Annotated in this window: 15 protein-coding genes; 7 read left to right on the top strand and 8 right to left on the bottom strand. The window is 72.0% G+C overall.

What is annotated here, in order from left to right; genetic code table 11:
- The first annotated feature begins 132 nt into the window (after nt 1-132).
- The gene (locus ALMP_RS28025) at nt 133-3315 is read left to right on the top strand and encodes a BTAD domain-containing putative transcriptional regulator (protein WP_264933279.1); all 3183 of its coding nucleotides are present in this window, start codon (nt 133-135) and stop codon (nt 3313-3315) included.
- On the opposite strand, the gene ALMP_RS28020 is transcribed toward ALMP_RS28025, so the two are convergent.
- Together ALMP_RS28020 and ALMP_RS28015 are read right to left on the bottom strand one after the other, a co-directional pair.
- A complete protein-coding gene (locus tag ALMP_RS28020) occupies nt 3293-4048 on the bottom strand; it encodes an ABC transporter permease (RefSeq protein ID WP_264933491.1) in 756 nt (251 codons plus the stop codon). The two genes, ALMP_RS28025 and ALMP_RS28020, sit on opposite strands and share 23 nt — an antisense overlap.
- A gap of 104 nt (nt 4049-4152) precedes the next feature.
- The gene (locus ALMP_RS28015) at nt 4153-5163 is read right to left on the bottom strand and encodes an ATP-binding cassette domain-containing protein (protein ID WP_264933277.1); all 1011 of its coding nucleotides are present in this window, start codon (nt 5161-5163) and stop codon (nt 4153-4155) included.
- A 675-nt stretch (nt 5164-5838) separates the two neighbouring features.
- Between ALMP_RS28015 and ALMP_RS28010 the strand changes: the two genes are divergently transcribed.
- The 6 genes from ALMP_RS28010 (at nt 5839) to ALMP_RS27985 (ending at nt 9924) form a co-directional block, all read left to right on the top strand.
- The gene (locus ALMP_RS28010) at nt 5839-6177 is read left to right on the top strand and encodes a MerR family transcriptional regulator (protein WP_264933275.1); all 339 of its coding nucleotides are present in this window, start codon (nt 5839-5841) and stop codon (nt 6175-6177) included.
- Nucleotides 6178-6408: 231 nt separating this feature from the next.
- Complete coding sequence (locus tag ALMP_RS28005) at nt 6409-6612, top strand: cold-shock protein (protein ID WP_007383480.1); 204 nt, start codon at nt 6409-6411, stop codon at nt 6610-6612.
- Nucleotides 6613-6869: 257 nt separating this feature from the next.
- Nucleotides 6870-8408, top strand: coding sequence for a DEAD/DEAH box helicase (locus ALMP_RS28000; protein WP_264933246.1), 1539 nt, complete (start codon nt 6870-6872; stop codon nt 8406-8408).
- A gap of 68 nt (nt 8409-8476) precedes the next feature.
- Nucleotides 8477-8764, top strand: coding sequence for an SCO5918 family protein (locus tag ALMP_RS27995; protein ID WP_264933244.1), 288 nt, complete (start codon nt 8477-8479; stop codon nt 8762-8764).
- 51 nt (nt 8765-8815) lie between these two features.
- Nucleotides 8816-9196, top strand: coding sequence for a hypothetical protein (locus ALMP_RS27990; RefSeq protein WP_264933242.1), 381 nt, complete (start codon nt 8816-8818; stop codon nt 9194-9196).
- Nucleotides 9197-9435: 239 nt separating this feature from the next.
- Entirely contained in the window at nt 9436-9924 is a 489-nt protein-coding gene (locus ALMP_RS27985) for a DUF5994 family protein (RefSeq protein WP_264933240.1), read from the top strand.
- A 37-nt stretch (nt 9925-9961) separates the two neighbouring features.
- Here the strand turns inward: ALMP_RS27985 and ALMP_RS27980 are convergent, their stop codons facing one another.
- The 6 genes from ALMP_RS27980 to ALMP_RS27955 form a co-directional block, all read right to left on the bottom strand.
- Nucleotides 9962-11506 (bottom strand): SDR family oxidoreductase, encoded by a 1545-nt coding sequence (locus ALMP_RS27980; RefSeq protein ID WP_264933238.1) that lies wholly within the window; start codon nt 11504-11506, stop codon nt 9962-9964.
- Between the two features lie 184 nt (nt 11507-11690).
- Nucleotides 11691-12314: a hypothetical protein gene (locus tag ALMP_RS27975; protein ID WP_264933237.1), complete on the bottom strand. Its 624-nt coding sequence runs from the start codon at nt 12312-12314 to the stop codon at nt 11691-11693.
- A gap of 204 nt (nt 12315-12518) precedes the next feature.
- The gene (locus ALMP_RS27970; protein WP_264933235.1) at nt 12519-14729 is read right to left on the bottom strand and encodes an MMPL family transporter; all 2211 of its coding nucleotides are present in this window, start codon (nt 14727-14729) and stop codon (nt 12519-12521) included.
- Nucleotides 14730-14823: 94 nt separating this feature from the next.
- A complete protein-coding gene (locus ALMP_RS27965; protein WP_264933233.1) occupies nt 14824-15762 on the bottom strand; it encodes a UbiA family prenyltransferase in 939 nt (312 codons plus the stop codon).
- A gap of 14 nt (nt 15763-15776) precedes the next feature.
- Nucleotides 15777-16586, bottom strand: coding sequence for a TauD/TfdA family dioxygenase (locus tag ALMP_RS27960; RefSeq protein WP_264933231.1), 810 nt, complete (start codon nt 16584-16586; stop codon nt 15777-15779).
- Complete coding sequence (locus ALMP_RS27955; protein WP_264933229.1) at nt 16583-17527, bottom strand: isocyanide synthase family protein; 945 nt, start codon at nt 17525-17527, stop codon at nt 16583-16585. Before ALMP_RS27955 ends, ALMP_RS27960 begins: the two co-directional genes overlap by 4 nt.
- Nucleotides 17528-18204 lie beyond the last annotated feature (677 nt).

Here is an 18204-nt window from a genome sequence, read left to right as displayed (position 1 = left end):
GTCCGCCGTCCCGGGTCGGGGCGCCCTCGGACGTGACGGTGGTGCGACTGGTATGAACCCGGTGACGCCGGATCGACGCGTCCCGTCCCGACAGGCGGAAACGTCCGGCTCCCCGGTGGTTAACCTTCGAGGGTGACCACCGAGCTGGCCCTGCTGTCCCAAGTCGCCTGTCGTGGGCGGGAGATCACCGCACCCCGGCTGCGCGGGCTGTTGGCGCTGCTCGCCCGGGAGCCGCGCACCGGCTGCACCACCGGCCGGCTGGTGGAGGGACTGTGGCCGGACGAACGTCCGGAGCGGCCGGCCAAGGCGGTGCAGATCCTCGTGTCGCGGCTGCGGGCTCAGCTGGGTGCCGATGTGGTGGTGAGCACTCCCACCGGGTACCGGCTGGCACTGGACGAGGAGCGGGTCGACAGTTCCGCGCTGCTGCTGCACGAGGCGGCGAGCGCCGAGCGCGGCAGGGCGGGGGATCACCGGGGGGCCCTGGCGCGGGCCGAGGCGGGGCTCGCCCTGTGGGACGGGAGCGTGGGCGCCGGCGCCGGGGAGGACCTGCACGATCCCGTGGTGGCGCTGCGCGTCGACCGGCTCCGGGCCTTGCGTTCGCTGGTGCGCTCCCGGGCGCTCGCACTCGCCCGGCTGGGACGGCGGGAGGAGGCGGCGGCGCCGCTGGCCGAGCTGGCCGGGGAACTGCCGCGGGACGAGGAGGTGCTGGCGGAGCTGCTGCGCTGCGAGGCCGCCACGGCGGGGCGGGCCGCCGCACTGACCCGCTACGACGTCTACCGGCGCGGGCTGCGGGAGGAGCTGGGCACCGATCCGGGGCCCCGGCTCAGGTCCGTGTACCAGGAGTTGCTCGGCGCGGACGCGACGCCGGTCCGCCACGGCGTGCCGCACGACCCGAACCCGCTGCTGGGGCGGGACGCGGACATCGCCGCCGTGTCCGGGCTGCTGCGCGAGGTCCGGGTGGTCACCGTCGTCGGCCCCGGCGGGCTGGGCAAGACCCGGCTCTCCCACGCGGTGAGCCGCGCGGCCGAACAGCCGGTGGTCCACTTCGTCCCCCTGGCCGGGATCACCTCCGACGACGACGTGGCCGGTGAGGTGGCCTCGGCCGTCGGCGCCGGGGAAGGGCGGCAGCTCACCGGCGGCGGCGACGCGGTGACCGGCATCGTCGCCACGCTGGGTTCCGGGCCCGTCCTGCTCGTGCTGGACAACTGCGAGCAGGTGATCCGCGGTGCGGCGGAGCTCGTGCGGGCGCTGGTGTCGCGCTCGCAGGGGCTGCGGATCCTGGCCACCAGCCGGGCCCCGCTGGGGCTGACCTCGGAGTCGGTGTACGCGCTGCCGGAGCTGTCCCTGGAGACCTCGGTGGAACTCTTCGAGCAGCGGGCGCGGGCGGCCAGGCCCGGCGTGGAACTGCCCGCCGACCGGGTGGCCGACATCTGCCGTCACCTCGACGGACTGCCCCTGGCGGTGGAGCTGGCCGCGGCCCGGGTGCGGGTGCTGTCCGTGGCCGACATCTCCCACCGCCTCCGGGACCGCTTCGCCCTGCTGCGCGGCGGCGCCCGCGACGCACCCGAGCGGCATCGCACGCTGCGGGCGGTCGTCGAGTGGAGCTGGAACCTGCTGGAGCCCGACGGCAGGGCGGCGCTGCGCGCGCTGTCGGTGTTCCCCGGCGGCTTCACCGAGGACGCGGCGGAGTACGTACTCGACGGGACCGGGGACACGCTGGCCCTGCTGGAACAGCTCGCCGACCAGTCCCTGATCAGGGTGGGCGACAGCCCCTCCGGGGCGCGCTTCCACATGCTGGAGACCCTGCGCGAGTTCAGCGCCGCCCGGCGCGCCGAGGCGGGCGAGGAGGAGGCGGTGACCGACCGGTTCCTGTCCTGGGCCCGGGACTTCGGACGCCGCCACCGCGATGTGCTGTTCGGCGACGACGCGTTGTCCTCCTTGGCACACACCCGGGGCGAGCAGGACAACCTCGTCCTGGCCCTGCGGTACGCGCTGGCCCGCGACGACGGGCCCAGCATCGCGGCCGTCACCGCCGTGCTGTCCTCCTTGTGGGCCACCGGCTCCAGCTACGCCCGGCTCGTCGCCCTCGCCGCCGAGACCGGCGGGCCGCTGTCCCACTTCCGCCCCGGTCCCGAGGACCCGGAGGACGTGGAGACGGCCCGCAGCGCGGCGACGGTGTGCACCGCCAGCCTCTTCATGGGCCTCGGCCCGCACGCCGTACGCCACCTCGTCACGCTGCGCCGGCTGCCGCCCGCCCCGCCGGACACCGTGGTGCGGGCGCTGGCCGTCGTCCTGTGCGCCGTCCCGGAGACGCAGCCGCCGGAGTACGCGCGGCTGCGGGACCTCTGCGACGCCGACGAGCCGCTGCTGGCGGGCATCGCCTCGTGCGTCGCCGGCTATGTGTGGGAGTCCGAGCACGACGTGGAGCGGGCGCTGGAGTACGCCCGGCGGATGCTCGACACCCTGGCGCCGCTCGGCAATCCGGCCCTGCACCTGCTGAGTCGAGGGCGGCTGAGCGAGTTGTGCCTGCAGTCCGAGCGGGGCGCGGAGGCGTACGAGCATCTGCGGGCCGCGCTGGACGTGCTCGGCGACTCCTCGGACCTGATCGGCGTCCGCTGGGGGCTGGTGCTGGCCTGTCTGCAGCGCGGGGAGGTCGACGAGGCGGAGTACTGGATGGGACTGGCGATCCTGGAGCAGCAGCAGGAGGGCGCCGTCAACGAGCTGACGGCGCGGGCGGAGATCGCGCTGGCCCGGGGGCTCACCGAGGTCGGGCTGGGGCTGTGGTGGCAGGCGGCGGAGCAGATGCGGGAGTACAGCCTGCGGCACACCGACGATCCGTTCCTGGACCCGTGGTCGCTCCAGGTGCGGTCGGCCGCGCTGGCGGCACACGCCCAGCACGGCCGGCTGGAGCGGGCCACCGAGCTGGCCGGCCAGCTGCGGGAACGCCTGCTGGACATGCTGACCGACCCCTCGGGTCCGCCCGGCGCCGCGGGGCCCTCCGGCTCACCCCGTTCCGGCCGGTCCTCCGGTGGGGGCGGTCCCGTGGACCTGCCGGTGTACGGGAGCGTGCTGCTGGCGCTCGGGTTCGTCGGGCTGGCCCGGGGTGACGCGGCGGCCGTACGGCTGGTGGCGCTGGCGGAGCGGATGCCGGCGGTGCGGGAGTTCCCCACCCTGTCCCACACCCGGTCCCGCGAGGCGGCCGAGAACGCCGACGGGGCGGCGTACGCCGACGCGGTGTCGAGGTACGCCGCCCTGGAGCGGGGGGAGTTGCGGGCGGTGGCCCTGCGGGAGCTCAGCGCCGGGGTTCACGATTGAACTGCGCCTTGGACCACAGATAGCCCAGCACGGTCAGGCCCAGACTCCAGCCGACGGCGAGCACGGCGTTCGTGGTGCCGATCCCGGTGCCCAGCAGCAGCCCGCGCAGGGTCTCGATGGCGGGCGAGAACGGCTGGTACTCGGCGAACCAGCCGAACCAGCCCGGCATGGCGTCCACCGGCACGAACGCGCTGGACAGGAAGGGCAGCATCACCAGCGGCTGGGCGATGTTGCTGGCACCCTCCGCGTTGGGGCTCACCAGGCCGACGCCGACCATGAGCCAGGTCAGCCCGAGGCTGAACAGGGCCAGCAGTCCGGCCGCCGCGATCCACTCCACCGGCGTCGCGTCGGGCCGGAACCCGATGGCCAGCCCGATGCCCAGCACCAGCACCAGGGCCGTCAGCGTCTGGATCACACTGCCGATCACATGGCCGGTCACCACGGAGGTGCGGGAGATCGCCATGGTGCGGAACCGGGCGATGATCCCCTCTGTCATGTCGTTGGCCACGGACACGGCGGTGCCGAGCGTGGTCATGGCCGCGGTCAGGAGCAGGATGCCGGGGACCAGGTAGGCGACGTAGTCGGCACGGTCCGCGGGACCGCCCGTGATGCCGGCGCTCATCACGCCGCCGAAGACGTACACGAAGAGCAGCAGCAGGACGACCGGGGTGAGCAGGAGGTTGAGGGTGAGCGAGGGGTAGCGGCGGGCGTGCAGGAGGTTGCGCCGCAGCATGGTGAGGTTGTCGCGGAAGGGGTGGGCGTGCCGGGACCCGCGGGCGGCACCGGTCGTCCCGCTCGTCGTCGAGGTCGTCGAGGTCGTGGAGGTCGTCGTCGCGCTCATCGGGCGGTCTCCTCGTCGGTGGAGCGGGCGGGGGTCGTGGACCGACGGTCGTCGGTGGCGCGGGCGGGGGTGGGGCCGCCGGCGGTCAGGGCGAAGAACACGTCGTCCAGGTCCGGGGTGTGCACGGACAGCTCGTCGGCCTCGATATCGGCCGAGTCCAGCCAGTCGAGGACGGCGCGCAGTTCGCGCTGACTGCCGTCGCTGGGGATCTGGAGGGTGAGCGCCTCGTCGTCCCGGGAGGCTTCGCGCAGGGCGGTCGCCGCCCTTTCGTACGCCACCGGGTCGGAGAAGCGCAGTCGTACATGGCCGCCGGGGACGAGCCGTTTGAGTTCCTCGGCGCTCCCTTCGGCGGCGATCTTCCCGTCGTTGAGCACGGCGATGCGGTCGGCGAGCTGGTCGGCCTCCTCCAGGTACTGGGTGGTGAGGAAGACGGTGACGCCGTCGGAGACCAGTTCGCGGATGATCTGCCACATGGTGTGGCGGGAGCGGGGGTCCAGGCCGGTGGTCGGTTCGTCGAGGAAGATGATCCGCGGGTCGCCGACCAGGGTCATGGCGATGTCGAGGCGGCGTTTCATGCCGCCGGAGTAGGTGGAGGCGGGCTTCTTCGCGGCGTCGACCAGGTCGAAGCGTTCCAGCAGCTCGGCGGTGACCTGTCGGCCCTCCCTGCGGGAGAGGTGGTGCAGATCCGCCATGAGCCACATGTTCTCCTCTCCGGTGATCAGGCCGTCCACGGCGGAGAACTGGCCGGTGACGCCGATGGTGGCGCGGATCGCCTGGGGGTCGGTGGCGAGGTCGTGGCCCGCGACCCGCGCCCGGCCGCCGTCGGCGGAGATCAGCGTGGACAGGATGTCGACCGTCGTGGTCTTGCCGGCGCCGTTCGGCCCGAGCAGCGAGTACACCGTGCCGGCGGGCACCTGGATGTCGATGCCGTCGAGGACGGTCTTGTCCCCGTAGGACCTGCGCAGCCCGGTGGCCGCGATCGCGAGTTCCTGGTTCGTCGTCGTCATGCCGCAGAGCCTGCGACCCGGCCGGTTCACCACGGTCTCAACCCGGTTTCAGCCCTGGGGAGGACCGGTTTCGCGATCGCCGCGCGGCGCCGGCGGGCATGGCACGGGCCGTGTCCCGCGTCCCTGAGAGCCGCCTGTGGGTGGTCTGTCACCGGGCCATGGGTCCTCGGCGGAGGGTGCGTGGCCGGCCGGTTCTCTCTCCGCGTTCCCCGGCGGCTCCTGTGCGTGGCTCCGGTCGAGCACGGCCCGTGGTTGCCGGAGCGCCGGCCGGCCGGTGTCCGCGGCGCCGTGCGGCGACGGCAGGCAGAGGGCTGTGACGAGTGCGGCGGCGGCCAGGAGGGTGACGCGCGTGAGGTGCCTTGCGGTGGTGAGAAGAGACTGCGGCATCGACCTGCTCCTCGGGGGAAGGGAAGCGCGGATCTCAATCTCCCGCCGGAGCGAAGGCGCCCACCTCGGCCGAACGGCCACGCTTGCCCGCACCCGAGGCGTGTCCGATCAGCCTTCCGGCCGACCCCGGGCAGCCGGCCCCTGCCGCGGGGAAAAGCTGCCACGGCGACAACACATGTCCATGCCTGCCGGAGCTAAGGTTGGGCAGGCGGATGGTGCTGAGTCCTTCGGGCACGGGAGTGCCGCGAACGCCCGGATCCCTCGCCGCGTCCTCGAAACGAAGGTGCTATGCCCGCTGAGAACACCCCCGTCGCCGGGAACCTCGACGACGACGACTACCCCGCCTACACCATGGGGCGGGCCGCCGACGTTCTCGGCACAACCCCCGCCTTCCTCCGGGCCGTCGGCGAAGCCGAGCTGATCACCCCACTGCGTTCGGAAGGCGGCCACCGCCGGTACTCCCGCCACCAGCTGCGCGTCGCCGCCCGCGCCCGTGACCTGGTCGACCAGGGCACTCCCCTGGAGGCCGCGTGCCGCATCGTCTCCCTCGAGGACCAGCTCGACGACGCCCTCCGCCTGAACCGGGAGCTGCGCCGGGAGCTGGACGAGGCCCGCGCGGATATCTAGTCCCGCCGGCACAGAAATAGCGACCGCGGCGGCATCAGAATGGTGGACGATGCCGAAAATCTCATGGGTGCTTCCGCCCGACCTGTGTTAGCGTGATAGCAGTTGCAGTTTTGGTTACCAGAGATTTCATTCTTTGCAGAGCTTTCCGGATCTTTCCGGAGGGGTGATCATCGCGGCGACTCGGATCCGTAAAGTGCGGATTCCGGCACTGCCCCCCAAGGGAGATTCAATATGGCATCTGGCACCGTGAAGTGGTTCAACGCGGAAAAGGGCTTCGGCTTCATCGAGCAGGACGGCGGCGGCGCTGACGTGTTCGCCCACTACTCGAACATCGCCACCAGCGGCTTCCGCGAGCTTCAGGAAGGCCAGAAGGTTACCTTCGACGTCACGCAGGGCCAGAAGGGCCCGCAGGCCGAGAACATCGTTCCCGCCTGACGCTGACGCGAACCATGTGACTGGGACCCGCACTCTTGGGTGCGGGTCCCAGCCCATTGCCGCTTCGGCATTACCGGATCTCCCGGCTTTCTCGGTTTTCCCGGAGTTCCCGGAGTTCCCCGCGTAATTGACCGCCCTGGCGTCACCGCCGAGAGGGCCGTTTTTCGCATTTCCCTCGGCTCATTCTTGTGAATCCTCGTGCGGCTCCCGCTGTCGGACGGCGTTCCTCGATGCGCCGCATCGAGGAAGGTTCCTCCATGAACCGCACCCGCCGTACCGGCCGCGGCTCCAGCCGCTTCCGCCCCCAGGAGAGGGACCGCCAGGGTCCTCGCAGGGGCACCGGGCGCGACAGCGGCCGACGGGCACGCGGGGCGACACGCCCGCAGGAGTTCGCCCTGCCGGTCACCCTCACCGAGCCACTGCCGGCGGTGGCGACGTTCACCGAACTGGACATGCCCACCCGGCTGCTGGCCGCCCTCGGCGCCGAGGGCGTGACCGCGCCCTTCCCGATCCAGGCGGCCACGCTGCCGAACGCGCTGGCCGGACGGGACGTGCTGGGCCGCGGACGCACCGGCTCCGGCAAGACACTCGCCTTCGGCCTGCCCGTGCTGGCCCGCCTGGACGGGCAGCGGGCCCTGCCCCACCAGCCGCTCGCCCTCGTCCTCGTACCCACCCGCGAACTCGCCCAGCAGGTCACCGACGCGCTCGCCCCCTACGCCCGTGCCCTGCGTCTGCGGCTCGCCACCGTCGTGGGCGGCATGTCGATCGGCCGCCAGGCGAGCGCGCTGCGCCGCGGCGCCGAGGTCGTCGTCGCGACACCCGGCCGCCTCAAGGACCTCATCGAACGGGGCGACTGCCGGCTGGACCGGGTCGCCGTCACCGTGCTGGACGAAGCCGACCAGATGGCCGACATGGGCTTCATGCCGCAGGTGACCGCGTTGCTCGACCAAGTCGACGCCGGCGGTCAGCGGTTGCTGTTCTCGGCCACCCTGGACCGCAACATCGACCTCCTGGTACGCCGTTACCTGCACGATCCCGTGGTGCACTCCGTCGACCCGTCCGCGGGCGCCGTCGCCACCATGGAGCACCATCTGCTGCACGTGCGTGACACCGACAAGCACACCACCGCGACCGAGATCGCCGCCCGCGACGGGCGAGTGATCATGTTCCTCGACACCAAGCACGCGGCCGACCGGCTGGCTGAGCACCTGCTGTCCGTCGGTGTGCGCGCCTCGGCCCTGCACGGCGGCAAGTCCCAGCCGCAGCGCAACCGGACGCTCGCCCGGTTCAAGGACGGCCAGGTCACGGTCCTGGTGGCCACCAACGTCGCCGCCCGCGGACTTCACATCGACGACCTCGACCTCGTGGTGAACGTCGACCCTCCGGTCGACCACAAGGACTACCTGCACCGCGGCGGCCGTACCGCCCGCGCCGGTGAGTCCGGCACCGTCGTCACCCTCGTCCTGCCGCACCAGCGTCGCACCATGGACCGCCTGATGGCCGACGCAGGCATCACACCGCGCACCGCCAGTGTCCGGCCGGGCGACGACGAACTGCACCGCATCACCGGCGCCCGGACCCCCTCCGGCGTGCCCGTCACCCTCCCCGCACCGGTCACCGGACCCAGCGACCGCGCGGCGTCCACCGACCGCGGCCGCAAGGGACGAACCCCAGGCCGCGACCGGAGAGGACGAGCCGCCGGCCGTGACGCGAGCGGACGGGCCACCGGCCGTGACGGAACCGGACGGACCACCGGCCGGACGCGTCGCTCCGCCGCCCCGCGGAACACCCCCTAGCCCAGCTCCGGCCGCCGTCGCGCGGTCGGTCCCTCCGGTGTTACTCCCCCGACTCTGTGGAGGCATCCATGCGTTGTGTCATCGCCCGTTTCCCCTTCGACCTGATCAAGAGCGAGGTCGAGCAGTCGATGAGCGGCGTCACGCCCGAACCCGTCACCGGCGTGACGGTCACCATCGGCCGCCGCGTCTACCCCGTGATGCAGGTCGGGGAGGTGATCACCCGGCAGGACCGCCGCGACTTCACCTCGGGTGAGATGCGCCGGGCCCTGACCCGGCTCGGCTTCACCTGCCACGACGCCGCTCCGCTCACGCCGGCCAAGGACACGCGCCCCGGCGAGGGCCTGCTGGGATGGTGACCGCTCGGTCCCTGCCGCGCACCGGCACCCGTCGAGCTAGGCTCCTGAGGCATGAAGCGCCCTGACGACCTGCTCGTGGCGATCGCCTCGATGGTGGAGTCTCAGCACAGCAGCCGGATGTCCCTGACCGTGGTGGTCCCGGGAGCCGTCATCACGGGACGGCTGGCCCCGGAAGCCCTGTGGAAGGAACGCGTGGCCGAAGTCCTGCGGGACTCCCAGCAACTGGGCCGGTTCGCCGCCGCGTTCACCCCGCACCGGGACGACGGCGACCACCGACCAGAGGACCGTGACCAGCCCACGCACCTCCACTTCCACGTCGCCCGGATCCTCCAGGGAAGCTTCGGCATCCCCGACACGGGAGGCATGTACCGCGTCGCGCTGGAGGACGTGAGCGCGTGGACCATCGGGGACATCGGCTACTCGGACCAGTAGAGGTCCCCGGCACCCGGTCCGCTCGCGATCCGTGACCCGGGATCCGTGATCGGGGACCCGATCCGTGACCCGGGATCCGGGATCCGTCCCGACCCGTCCGGGCTTCGGGCCACACGGTCCGGTGGCCCGGACGTACGCTGGTCCCACCGAGGGCATCTCGCGCAGCGCGACCACGGCGGTGCCGTTCTCGGCGTACGACGGAAGCGGACGGCCAGGAGCCGCTCGGGACGGGACCCACCATGGACGTCACCGGTACGCCGGCCGAGGACGGCTCCCCGGAGGAAGCACGTACCTACCGCATGCCCGCCGCCCGGCTGGCACTGGCTCGCGGTGCCGGCCACGGCCCGCTGGACGGGGCCTGGTGGCCACGGTGCGACATGCTGGAACTGGAGCTGCCCGCCCTGCTCGGTTCGCTGTACCCCGGCCTGGGCACCGTCACCGGCGTCACCGGTGTCACCGTGGACGCCATCGCCTGGCCCGACGCCCCGCGCAGGGTCACGGCACCCGGCCGGGTGATCGAGGTGGCCCTGTCGGCGGCGGATGCCGAAGCGCACGCCATCGTCCTGGACTGCGGCGCCGTGGGCCGCCGGGAACTGCTGGTCATCCCGCCCGGCGAGTCGCTCGCGGCGGCGACCTGGTTGCTGACCACAGCCGCCGATCCACGCAACGCCCTGACCGCCGCGCACATGCTGGCGCTCGCCGAGGCCCGCTTCCAGGACGGCGAGTGATGACGCACGGCGAGACCGTTCAGACCGGCTGGACCGGCTAGGTCTTCGAGCTGCTCCAGCGGGGCCGGGGAGGCGACTGGGCCTCGGGCGTCGCGTCGGCGGACTCGGCCGCGGCGGCGATGTTGCGGGCCATGCCGCCGAAGACCGCGGCGTGGAAGGGTGCCACGGCCCACCAGTACGCGTGCCCGGCCAGTCCGTGCGGATGGAACAGCGCCCGCTGCCGGTACACCGTGCGCCCCTGCGGGTCCTGGCCGACCGCCATCTCCAGCCAGGCGAGGCCCGGCAGCCGCATCTCCGCCCGCAGCCGGAGCAGCCGGCCCGGCTCGATCTCCTCCACCCGCCAGAAGTCCAGGCTGTCACCCGTCCGCAAGCGGGTCGGGTCCCGGCGGCCCCTGCGCAGGCCCACACCGCCCACCAGCGTGTCCAGCCACCCTCTCAGCGACCAGGCCAGCGGTGAGGAGTACCAGCCGTTCTCGCCGCCGATCGCCTCGACGACCCGCCACAGCGCCTGCGGCGACCCGGCGACCGTGCGCTCACGGTGATCGGTGTAGAGGCTGCCTCCCGCCCAGTCGGGATCGGTCGGCAGCGGATCGCTGGGGGCGCGGGGAGTGGCGGCCGAGGACCATCTGGTCGCCACGTCCGCGTCGTGCACACGCCGGAGAGCCAGCCGGATCGCCCGGTCCAGGGCGACCGGTCCCTCCGGCGGGTCCGGCACATGGCGGACGATGTCCCGTTCGGCGCAGACCACCTCGTGCTTCAGCGACTCGACCAGCGGACGGGCGAGAGCGCCCGGCACCGGGGTGATCAGGCCCACCCAGAGGCTGGACAGCCGGGGGCTGAGCAGCGGCACGGGCAGGATGACGCGCCTCGGCAGGCCGGCGACGGCGGCGTACCGCCGCATCATGTCCTGGTACGTGACGACGTCCGGCCCGCCGATGTCGAAGGCGCGGTTCACGTCGTCCGGCAGCCGCGCGCAGCCCACGAGCAGGCGGAGCACGTCGCGGACGGCGATCGGCTGGATGCGGGTGCGCACCCAGCGCGGGGTCACCATCACGGGGAGCCGCTCGGTCAGGTACCGCAGCATCTCGAACGAGGCCGAACCCGACCCGATGATCACGGCCGCCCGCAGTACGGCGGTGGGCACGCCCGAGGCCAGCAGGACGCGGCCCACCTCGGCGCGCGACCGCAGATGGGGCGACAGGGCGTGCTCGGGCACTCGGGCCGGTGTCAGCCCGCCGAGGTAGACGATCCGCCTGACGCCGGCGGCGCGCGCCTGCGCACCGAAGATCCGGGCCGCGCGCCGGTCGGTCTCCTCGAAGCCCCGCCCCGTGCCCAGCGCGTGCACCAGGTAGTAGGCGACGTCCGTTCCCTCCATCGCCGCGCGCACGGACACCTCGTCCGTCACGTCCCCGCGCACGATCTCCGTCCGCCCGGCCCATGGGTGGTCCCGCAGCTTGCCGGGCGAGCGGGCCAGGCACCGCACGGAGTGCCCGGCGGCCAGCAGCTCCGGCACCAGCCTGCCGCCCAGGTAACCGGTCGCACCGGTGACCAGGCAGCGCAGCGGGCGGTCGTCGTCACTCATTCCGGTCGCACGCGGACCGGTCGGGTGCGCCTGGTGCGGCGACGGCCGGCGGGCCGGGTCACGGGAAGCGTCATGGTTCTCGTCCTTCCCAGGGAGGTGCCCCGCCGGGGGGCTCTGCCGCTGTTCCCCCTGAGCCCATGCTTGGGCCCGGGGACGAGCGCCGCAACCTCGCCGGCCGCCGGTGTCACGCTCGGCGGCGCCTGGCGCCGACGACGTGGGCGAGGACGCACGCGGTGACGGCGGCGAGCACCAGGCCGAGCGGGGAGAACCAGTCGACTCCGCCGTCGGACTCGCTGGTCCACCACACCTTCGCCGGGAAGAACGGCTCGTGGCTCAGCAGGTCCCAGGCGGCGCTGGGGGTCTCCTCGTAGGCGAAGACGAGGGGGATGGTGTTGGTGTAGCCGAAGAAGGCGCCGAGTGCGGCGATGACGCCCGCTCCGATCCGGGCGCCGCCGCTGCGGCCGCCCACCAGGCCGACCAGGCAGCCGACGATCGCCCCGTTGAGCACGGCGTGACCGAGGTAGAGGACGTTGGCCGAGGTGAGCGACTGGTCCTTGTACGTCGCCACGTTGAGGCCGGCGTAGAGCAGCGAGACGACGAAGGAGACCAGGAAGCCGAGGAGGACCGCGCCGACCGGATGACCGGCCGACGGCGGCCGCTGGGCGAAGGGCCGCGGCTGGAACGGGGGTGCCGGGTGCGTCGGGGGCTGCCCGGCGGCCGGCAGCGGTCCGTACCCCGGCGGCTGCTGCGGCGGGACGGGCCCGCCGTAGTACGGGTTGTGCTGGGGTGGCGGTGGCGGCTGGTTCATCGAGGTCCCCCGGTCCGAGCTGGCAGAACCAGCAAGCTATCAACGAGATCAGCGGGGACCGTCGAAGCCGGGGGCGGGCCTTGTGAAGGCTGCGCGGCCCCCTGCCGGACGGCACCCGCCAACCCGGGGCACACCTTGTGAAGCGTGCGCGGCCCGCGCCGCCGGACGGCACCCGCGAACCCGGGGCGGGCCTTGTGGTGCCGGTCAGGCGTCCGTGGTCGGCCCCACGGTCGCCGGGGCGGGGGGCCCTGGCTCCGACTCCGTCACGGCGAAGCGGTCCCGGACGGGGCGCAGCCGGCGCGGGCACCACCAGGCGGTCCTGCCCATCAGGGCGAACGTGCCGGGCACCAGGACGCCGCGGACCAGGACCGCGTCCAGCAGGATCGCCGTGCCCGCGCCCAGCCCGAACATCTGGATGAAGTTGATGGAGCTGGTGACGAAGGCGAGGAAGCTGACGGCCAGCAGCCCGGCCGCGGTGGAGACGATCCGGCCGGTCTTCGCCAGACCGCGTTCCACGGCGGTCACGGTGTCCAGGCCCGACTCGCTCATCTCCTTGATGCGGGCGACCACGAACACCTCGTAGTCCATGGCGAGTCCGAACACCACGCAGAAGATGAGGACCGCCACCGTGGCGTCGGTCGGCTGGGGTGTGAAGCCCAGCGTGTCCTTGAAGTGCCCGTACTGGAAGACCCACACCATCGCGCCGAGCGTCGCCGCCAGCACGAGCCCGTTGAGCAGCAGGGCGCGCAGCGGTTGCAGGGGGCTGCCGGTGAACAGGAAGAGCACCACGAACGTCGTGACGACGATGACGGCTGCGGCCACGGGCAGCCGGGACGCGATCGCCGCGCGGGTGTCCAGGAGTTCCGCGTCGGTGCCGCCGACCACGACACGGGCGTCCGCCGGTCCGGCGGTGTCCCGGATGCGCTGGACGAGGTCCAGGGCCCGGTCGGACTTGGGCGGCAGGCCGGTGGCCACGGTCAGCCACTGCGCCGCCGGGCCGCCGCGCCGCTGACCGGCCGGGCCGGCTGTCTTCCTGCCGTCGGCGTACGTACCGACGCTCGCGATCACGCCGGTGACGTCGGGCTGCCGGGAGAGCCGTCGCGCGTACTCCGCGAGTGCCGTGTCCGGCACCCGGGGGGTGACGACCACCTCGACCGGGTCGGCGCTGAAGCCCGGGAACTCCTCGCGGAGGACCGCGGTGGCCTGTCGGCTGGTCACCTCCGGCTTGAGCACCCGTTCGTCGGGGGTGCCGTACACGGCTCCCGCCAGCGGGGCGGCCGCCAGCAGCAGGATCGCGACGACCGGGAGCGTGGCGAGCACCGGCCGACGGCTCACCCCGCGCGCCAGCCTCGCCCAGAACGGCGCGTCGGCGCCCCGGACGCCCCGCACCCACGGCAGCCGTCCGGCGTTGACCCGGTGCCCGCACAGGGCCAGCAGCGCGGGGACGACGAACAGCGCGGCGAGGGCGGCGAGGGCCACCACGCCGATTCCGGCGTAGGCGAACGAGCGCAGGAAGTACAGCGGGAAGACCAGCATCGCGGCCAGCGCGGCCATGACGATGGCCGCGGAGAAGAAGACGGTCCGCCCGGCCGTGCGGACCGTGTGCCGGAGGGCCTGCGGCACCTCGTCGCCCGCGGCCAGCCGTTCCCGGAACCGGGCCACGATCAGCAGGGCGTAATCGATGCCCAGGCCGAGGCCGAGGGCGGTGACGAGGTTGGCGGCGAACAGGGACACGTCCGAGACGGCGCCCAGCAGGCGCAGCAGTCCGAAGGTGCCGACGATGGCGGACACCCCGATGGCCAGCGGCAGCAGCGCCGCCACGACACTGCCGAAGGCGGCGAGCAGCAGGACCAGGGTGAGCGGGACGGCGATCGCCTCGGCGATCACCAGGCTCCTCATGACCTGCGTGAAGATGTCCCGGTAGATGCCCTGGAAGCCGCCCAGGGTGATCTCCAACGGCCCGCTGGTGCCCACGTAGGTGTCGTAGAGGCCGCGCGCGCGGCGCAGTGCGGTGTTCTCGTCGCCGTCGACGTGGACGGCGACGATCGCGTACCTGCCGTCGGCCGACTTCAGGGCGGGGCTGCCGGTGGACCAGTAGGAGGTCACGTTGTCCAGGACCGGCTCACCGGCCAGTCGGCCGGTGAGCCGCAGTCCTTCCGCGCGGGCCGCGGGCGCGTCCACCGATCCCTGGGGCGCCTCGATCAGGAAGACCAGGTTCGCCCGGCCGCCGAACTGGGCGTCGATGAGCCGGGTGGCCTGGCTCGACGGCGCCCGGGGGTCGAGGAAGCCGCCCACCTTGAGCACGTCCATCGCGCCGGTGGCCAGGGCCGCGGCGCTCGCCAGGACCAGGCCCGCGACGACCAGCACCAGGCGCGCTCGCCGCAGGACCAGATCGGCGATCTTGGTGAACACCATTGTGGGGGGACCTTCTGTGGGCGGATTTCTGCGGAGGGATTTTCTGCGTGCTTTGCGGGTCTGCGGGTCTGCGAGTGAGTGAGGGAGGGAGCGATCAGCGGTGTGCGAGGACGACGCCTGCCGCCAGCAGGGAGCCCCAGCCCGTCGCGGTGATCCACAACGGCATCCGGCGGGCCCGGGGCCGCAGGATCGCCATCCCGGCGGCCAGGGGGTGGCCGCGTACCGCACGCCAGGTCGAGACCATCTCCCAGAGCACCCAGGACAGGCTGAGCACGAAGACGGCGAGTCCCCACGACGGATCGCCGATGGCCGTCAGGCACGCCGCGCTGACCGCTCCTCCGACGGCGACCAGGCCGACGCCGACCGCCACCGACCGGGACAGCCCGAGGGCGAGCGCGGAGGTGCGCAGTCCGGCCTCCTGGTCCTCCGGGATGTCCTCGGCGGTGTTGACCAGGATGATGCCTTCCTGCATGGCGCCGTACGCCACGAAGAGGAGCAGGAGTTCCCAGGACGGCTGGCCCGGGAACGCCCGGGCCACGATCGCCATGGGCAGCACGAAGATGATCGCGGACAGGGTCAGCACCTGCCACAGACCGCGCCGCTTGAAGTGCAGCGGGGGCACCGAGTACTGGGCCGCCCACAGGAGTTCCACGGCCACGAGCGGTATCAGGTCCCAGTGCCGGGTGCCGGCCGCCAGGACGACGGTCAGGACGGCCGCAGCGCCACAGGTGATCCTCAGCTGCCACCGGACGTTGTCGACGCCGAGGCGGTACACGGCGTTCGACAGCCGGGTCTTGTAGATGGCGTCGAGGTCGCGGTCGGCGAGGCAGTTGATCACGTCGCCGAAGTTGAAGATCAGGTACACGAGGACGAACGCGACACCGAACCGCCAACTCAGCAGGTCCGAGGGGTCGTTCGTCATCAGCAGGGCCGGAATCAGGACGATGGGCAGTTCCGCGACCATGAATTCCGGACGGCGGATGGTGAGCGAGTCCTGGAGGACGTGCCGCCAGGTGCGTTCCGCAGTGGTCATCGCAGGCCTCCGGCTCAGATCACTTCCACCCGCTGGAGGTGGCGTGATGTGGGGCCGGTGAAGGCGTTGCGGCCGTGGATGAGGGAGAAGTTGTCGGCGATGACGATGTCGCCGGTCCGCCAGGCGTGCGCGTAGCAGTACTCGGGCCGGTGCACCCGTGCGCTCATCTCGGCGAGGAAGCCGTCGGCCTCCTCCTGCGGGATCCCGTCGACGGCGGCGAACACCGGGTTCTTGTACACGGCGGGGTCCAGCGGCTCGGCGAAGCGCAGGACGGGCGATCCGGTGCTCGGGTGCCGGCTCACGAGTCTCTCGGTGACCTGGCCGCCGTAGTGCGCGAGTTTCTCCGTGCTGTAGGTGATGCTGACGCCCTCCCACCGTCTGCGCAGGTCCTCGTCCGCGTCCCGGTAGACGGCGGTGGTGTCGCAGAAGACGGTTTCGCCGCCGGCGCCGGGGGTCGCGTCCAGGCACTGGAAGAAGAAGAACCGCGGGTCGGCCTCGACGAACGCGCCGTCCCAGTGGAAGGGCACGTCACCGCTGGCGAACAGGTAGTTCTTGGGGTTGTCCTGGACGACCAGGTCGATCACCGCGGCGCCGTCCCACAGCAGCACCTCCCCCCAGAGCCGGCAGTAGTCGGCGAACTCCTGGGTGTCGAGCGGGGCGCAGCCACGCAGCACCAGGACCCGTGCCTCCTCGGTCCACCGGGTGAGCGTCCCGATGGGCAGTTCGCCGATCCGGGTGCCCTCGGGTACCTGGACGACGAGGCCGAAGGGGTGGAGCGGCGACTGGTCGGCGACGGGGACGCCGGACAACGACGAGCTGGTCATGTGCTGCTGTCTCCCTGGGAGTCGATGGTGAGGTGCGGAGCCACGAAGTGACTTGGGACGCCGTTGCGCCAGACGATGGAGGCGCCGAGCTTCTCGGCGTCCCAGCGTTTGGCCAGGTACCGGCTTCTGCCGTCGTCGACGACGACGCCGTGCCAGGGGGTCAGCCACCCGTCGCGGGTGGGCAGGAGCTTCAGTCCGAACTTTTCGGAGTGGGGCGGCTGCGGGTGGATGGACAGCCGGATCGCCTCGGGGAACCGCTCGGCGACCACCCTGCTCCAGGCGTTGCTCCGCCGGATGGTCTGGAAGGCGGCTTCCTTGGACCCGTTCCGGAGTTTCGTCCTGGACGTTGTGTCCGTGCCCTGCCGGGCGAGGGCGTCCTCGTACATGAAGCGGTGGATGCCGTTGAACAGCGAGCGGGTGGTGGCGTCGGTCCGGACGTCGTCCTTCAGCTCGTCGAGGCTCACCGCGTAGTCGCGTTCGAGGATCTCCCGCAGTTTCGGATAGTCGTGGGATCCGAAAGCGTCGTCCAGGCCGAACATGTCGAGCGACACCAGGTCGGCGGCTTTGACACGGGCCATCAGGCTCTCGCGGTAAGCGGTCACCGCGCTGTCGGTCACTCCGACGACATCGCTGAAAACGTGTCCGTCGGAGCAGATGGTGACCCGGGCTCCCGGCGAGTAGAAGTAGCCCACGTAGTCACACATGGATTGGAGGAAGTTCAGGGCCAGCAGTTCGCCCAGGTCCGGCAGGACGCCCAGGACTTTCTTCTGGTTCGGTGACTTCGCGGGGAAGGCGGGGATGACGAAGTGTATTCGCTCTCCCTGCCGGATGAAGTTCTCGATCTTCGCCTGGCGTGCTTCGAAGCACGCCACGCAGGGGGCGCAGGGCTCTTCCGGGCCCGTGCTCACCGACTCGTCCACCCGCTGGTAGCGGTGGAGCATTTCTAATATGCGACGAGAGGTGTGCGAGATGGGCAGCGACACACCTATCGCGTTCACGCTCAACGTACCCCCATGACTAGTGGAGTTGCTCTGGCGCGCCCGTGTCACCGGCGGAAGGGCGGCCGGGCAGGGCGGCGCGGCCGCGGAGGAAATGACGACGCGGCTCTCGACGGCGGGGAATCCGGTCAGATGCGGTGTGGTTCCGCCGGGGCGGGCGGAAAGTGACGGCCATTCAGGGAGAAATGGCGAGCTGGGCGTTCGGCGCACCGGGGTCTTCCGGGCATGACGAAAACGCCTTGCTCACGGCCGTTCACACGCCAGGAAATGAATGCTGAAAGGGCTCGGCAGAGGGCCGAAGGAAGCGTTCGCGGCTATTCGTCGGCGGCTTGTCCGCGCCCGCCGGTTCCCAACCGGCGGCAGCGCCCGACGGCCGGTCCTGCCGCGGGAGAGGACGGCCGTACGGGACGGGGAGAGGAGGGTGGGGGATTCATGGCCACTCCATATATGTGTCGCAGAGCGTTCTGCACAGTCGGAGCGATGGAGAGAGGGTGGCAAACTCCCTTTCCGGTAAGGAAGTTGAAGCGCTTTCCCGGGGCAGACAGTAGGGGACGCGTCCTGCCGGATGCAATGCTCCAACGACCTCAACTTTAACTTTCCATAACTCACCGGTAGGGGAA

Source organism: Streptomyces sp. A012304 (assembly GCF_026008495.1).
Taxonomy (GTDB): Bacteria; Actinomycetota; Actinomycetes; order Streptomycetales; family Streptomycetaceae; genus Streptomyces.
The sequence above is the reverse complement of the archived record's forward strand: the minus strand, read 5'-3'. Positions and strand labels throughout refer to the sequence as shown.

Excerpts from the sequence above, each read along its gene's own strand:
- ALMP_RS28020 (WP_264933491.1), bottom strand. The coding sequence starts at position 4,048 with ATGCTGCGGCGCAACCTCCTGCACGCCCGCCGCTACCCCTCGCTCACC.
- ALMP_RS28015 (WP_264933277.1), bottom strand. The coding sequence starts at position 5,163 with ATGACGACGACGAACCAGGAACTCGCGATCGCGGCCACCGGGCTGCGC.
- ALMP_RS28010 (WP_264933275.1), top strand. The coding sequence starts at position 5,839 with ATGCCCGCTGAGAACACCCCCGTCGCCGGGAACCTCGACGACGACGAC.
- ALMP_RS28005 (WP_007383480.1), top strand. The coding sequence starts at position 6,409 with ATGGCATCTGGCACCGTGAAGTGGTTCAACGCGGAAAAGGGCTTCGGC.
- ALMP_RS28000 (WP_264933246.1), top strand. The coding sequence starts at position 6,870 with ATGAACCGCACCCGCCGTACCGGCCGCGGCTCCAGCCGCTTCCGCCCC.
- ALMP_RS27995 (WP_264933244.1), top strand. The coding sequence starts at position 8,477 with ATGCGTTGTGTCATCGCCCGTTTCCCCTTCGACCTGATCAAGAGCGAG.
- ALMP_RS27990 (WP_264933242.1), top strand. The coding sequence starts at position 8,816 with ATGAAGCGCCCTGACGACCTGCTCGTGGCGATCGCCTCGATGGTGGAG.
- ALMP_RS27985 (WP_264933240.1), top strand. The coding sequence starts at position 9,436 with ATGGACGTCACCGGTACGCCGGCCGAGGACGGCTCCCCGGAGGAAGCA.
- ALMP_RS27980 (WP_264933238.1), bottom strand. The coding sequence starts at position 11,506 with ATGAGTGACGACGACCGCCCGCTGCGCTGCCTGGTCACCGGTGCGACC.
- ALMP_RS27975 (WP_264933237.1), bottom strand. The coding sequence starts at position 12,314 with ATGAACCAGCCGCCACCGCCACCCCAGCACAACCCGTACTACGGCGGG.
- ALMP_RS27970 (WP_264933235.1), bottom strand. The coding sequence starts at position 14,729 with ATGGTGTTCACCAAGATCGCCGATCTGGTCCTGCGGCGAGCGCGCCTG.
- ALMP_RS27965 (WP_264933233.1), bottom strand. The coding sequence starts at position 15,762 with ATGACCACTGCGGAACGCACCTGGCGGCACGTCCTCCAGGACTCGCTC.
- ALMP_RS27960 (WP_264933231.1), bottom strand. The coding sequence starts at position 16,586 with ATGACCAGCTCGTCGTTGTCCGGCGTCCCCGTCGCCGACCAGTCGCCG.
- ALMP_RS27955 (WP_264933229.1), bottom strand. The coding sequence starts at position 17,527 with ATGCTCCACCGCTACCAGCGGGTGGACGAGTCGGTGAGCACGGGCCCG.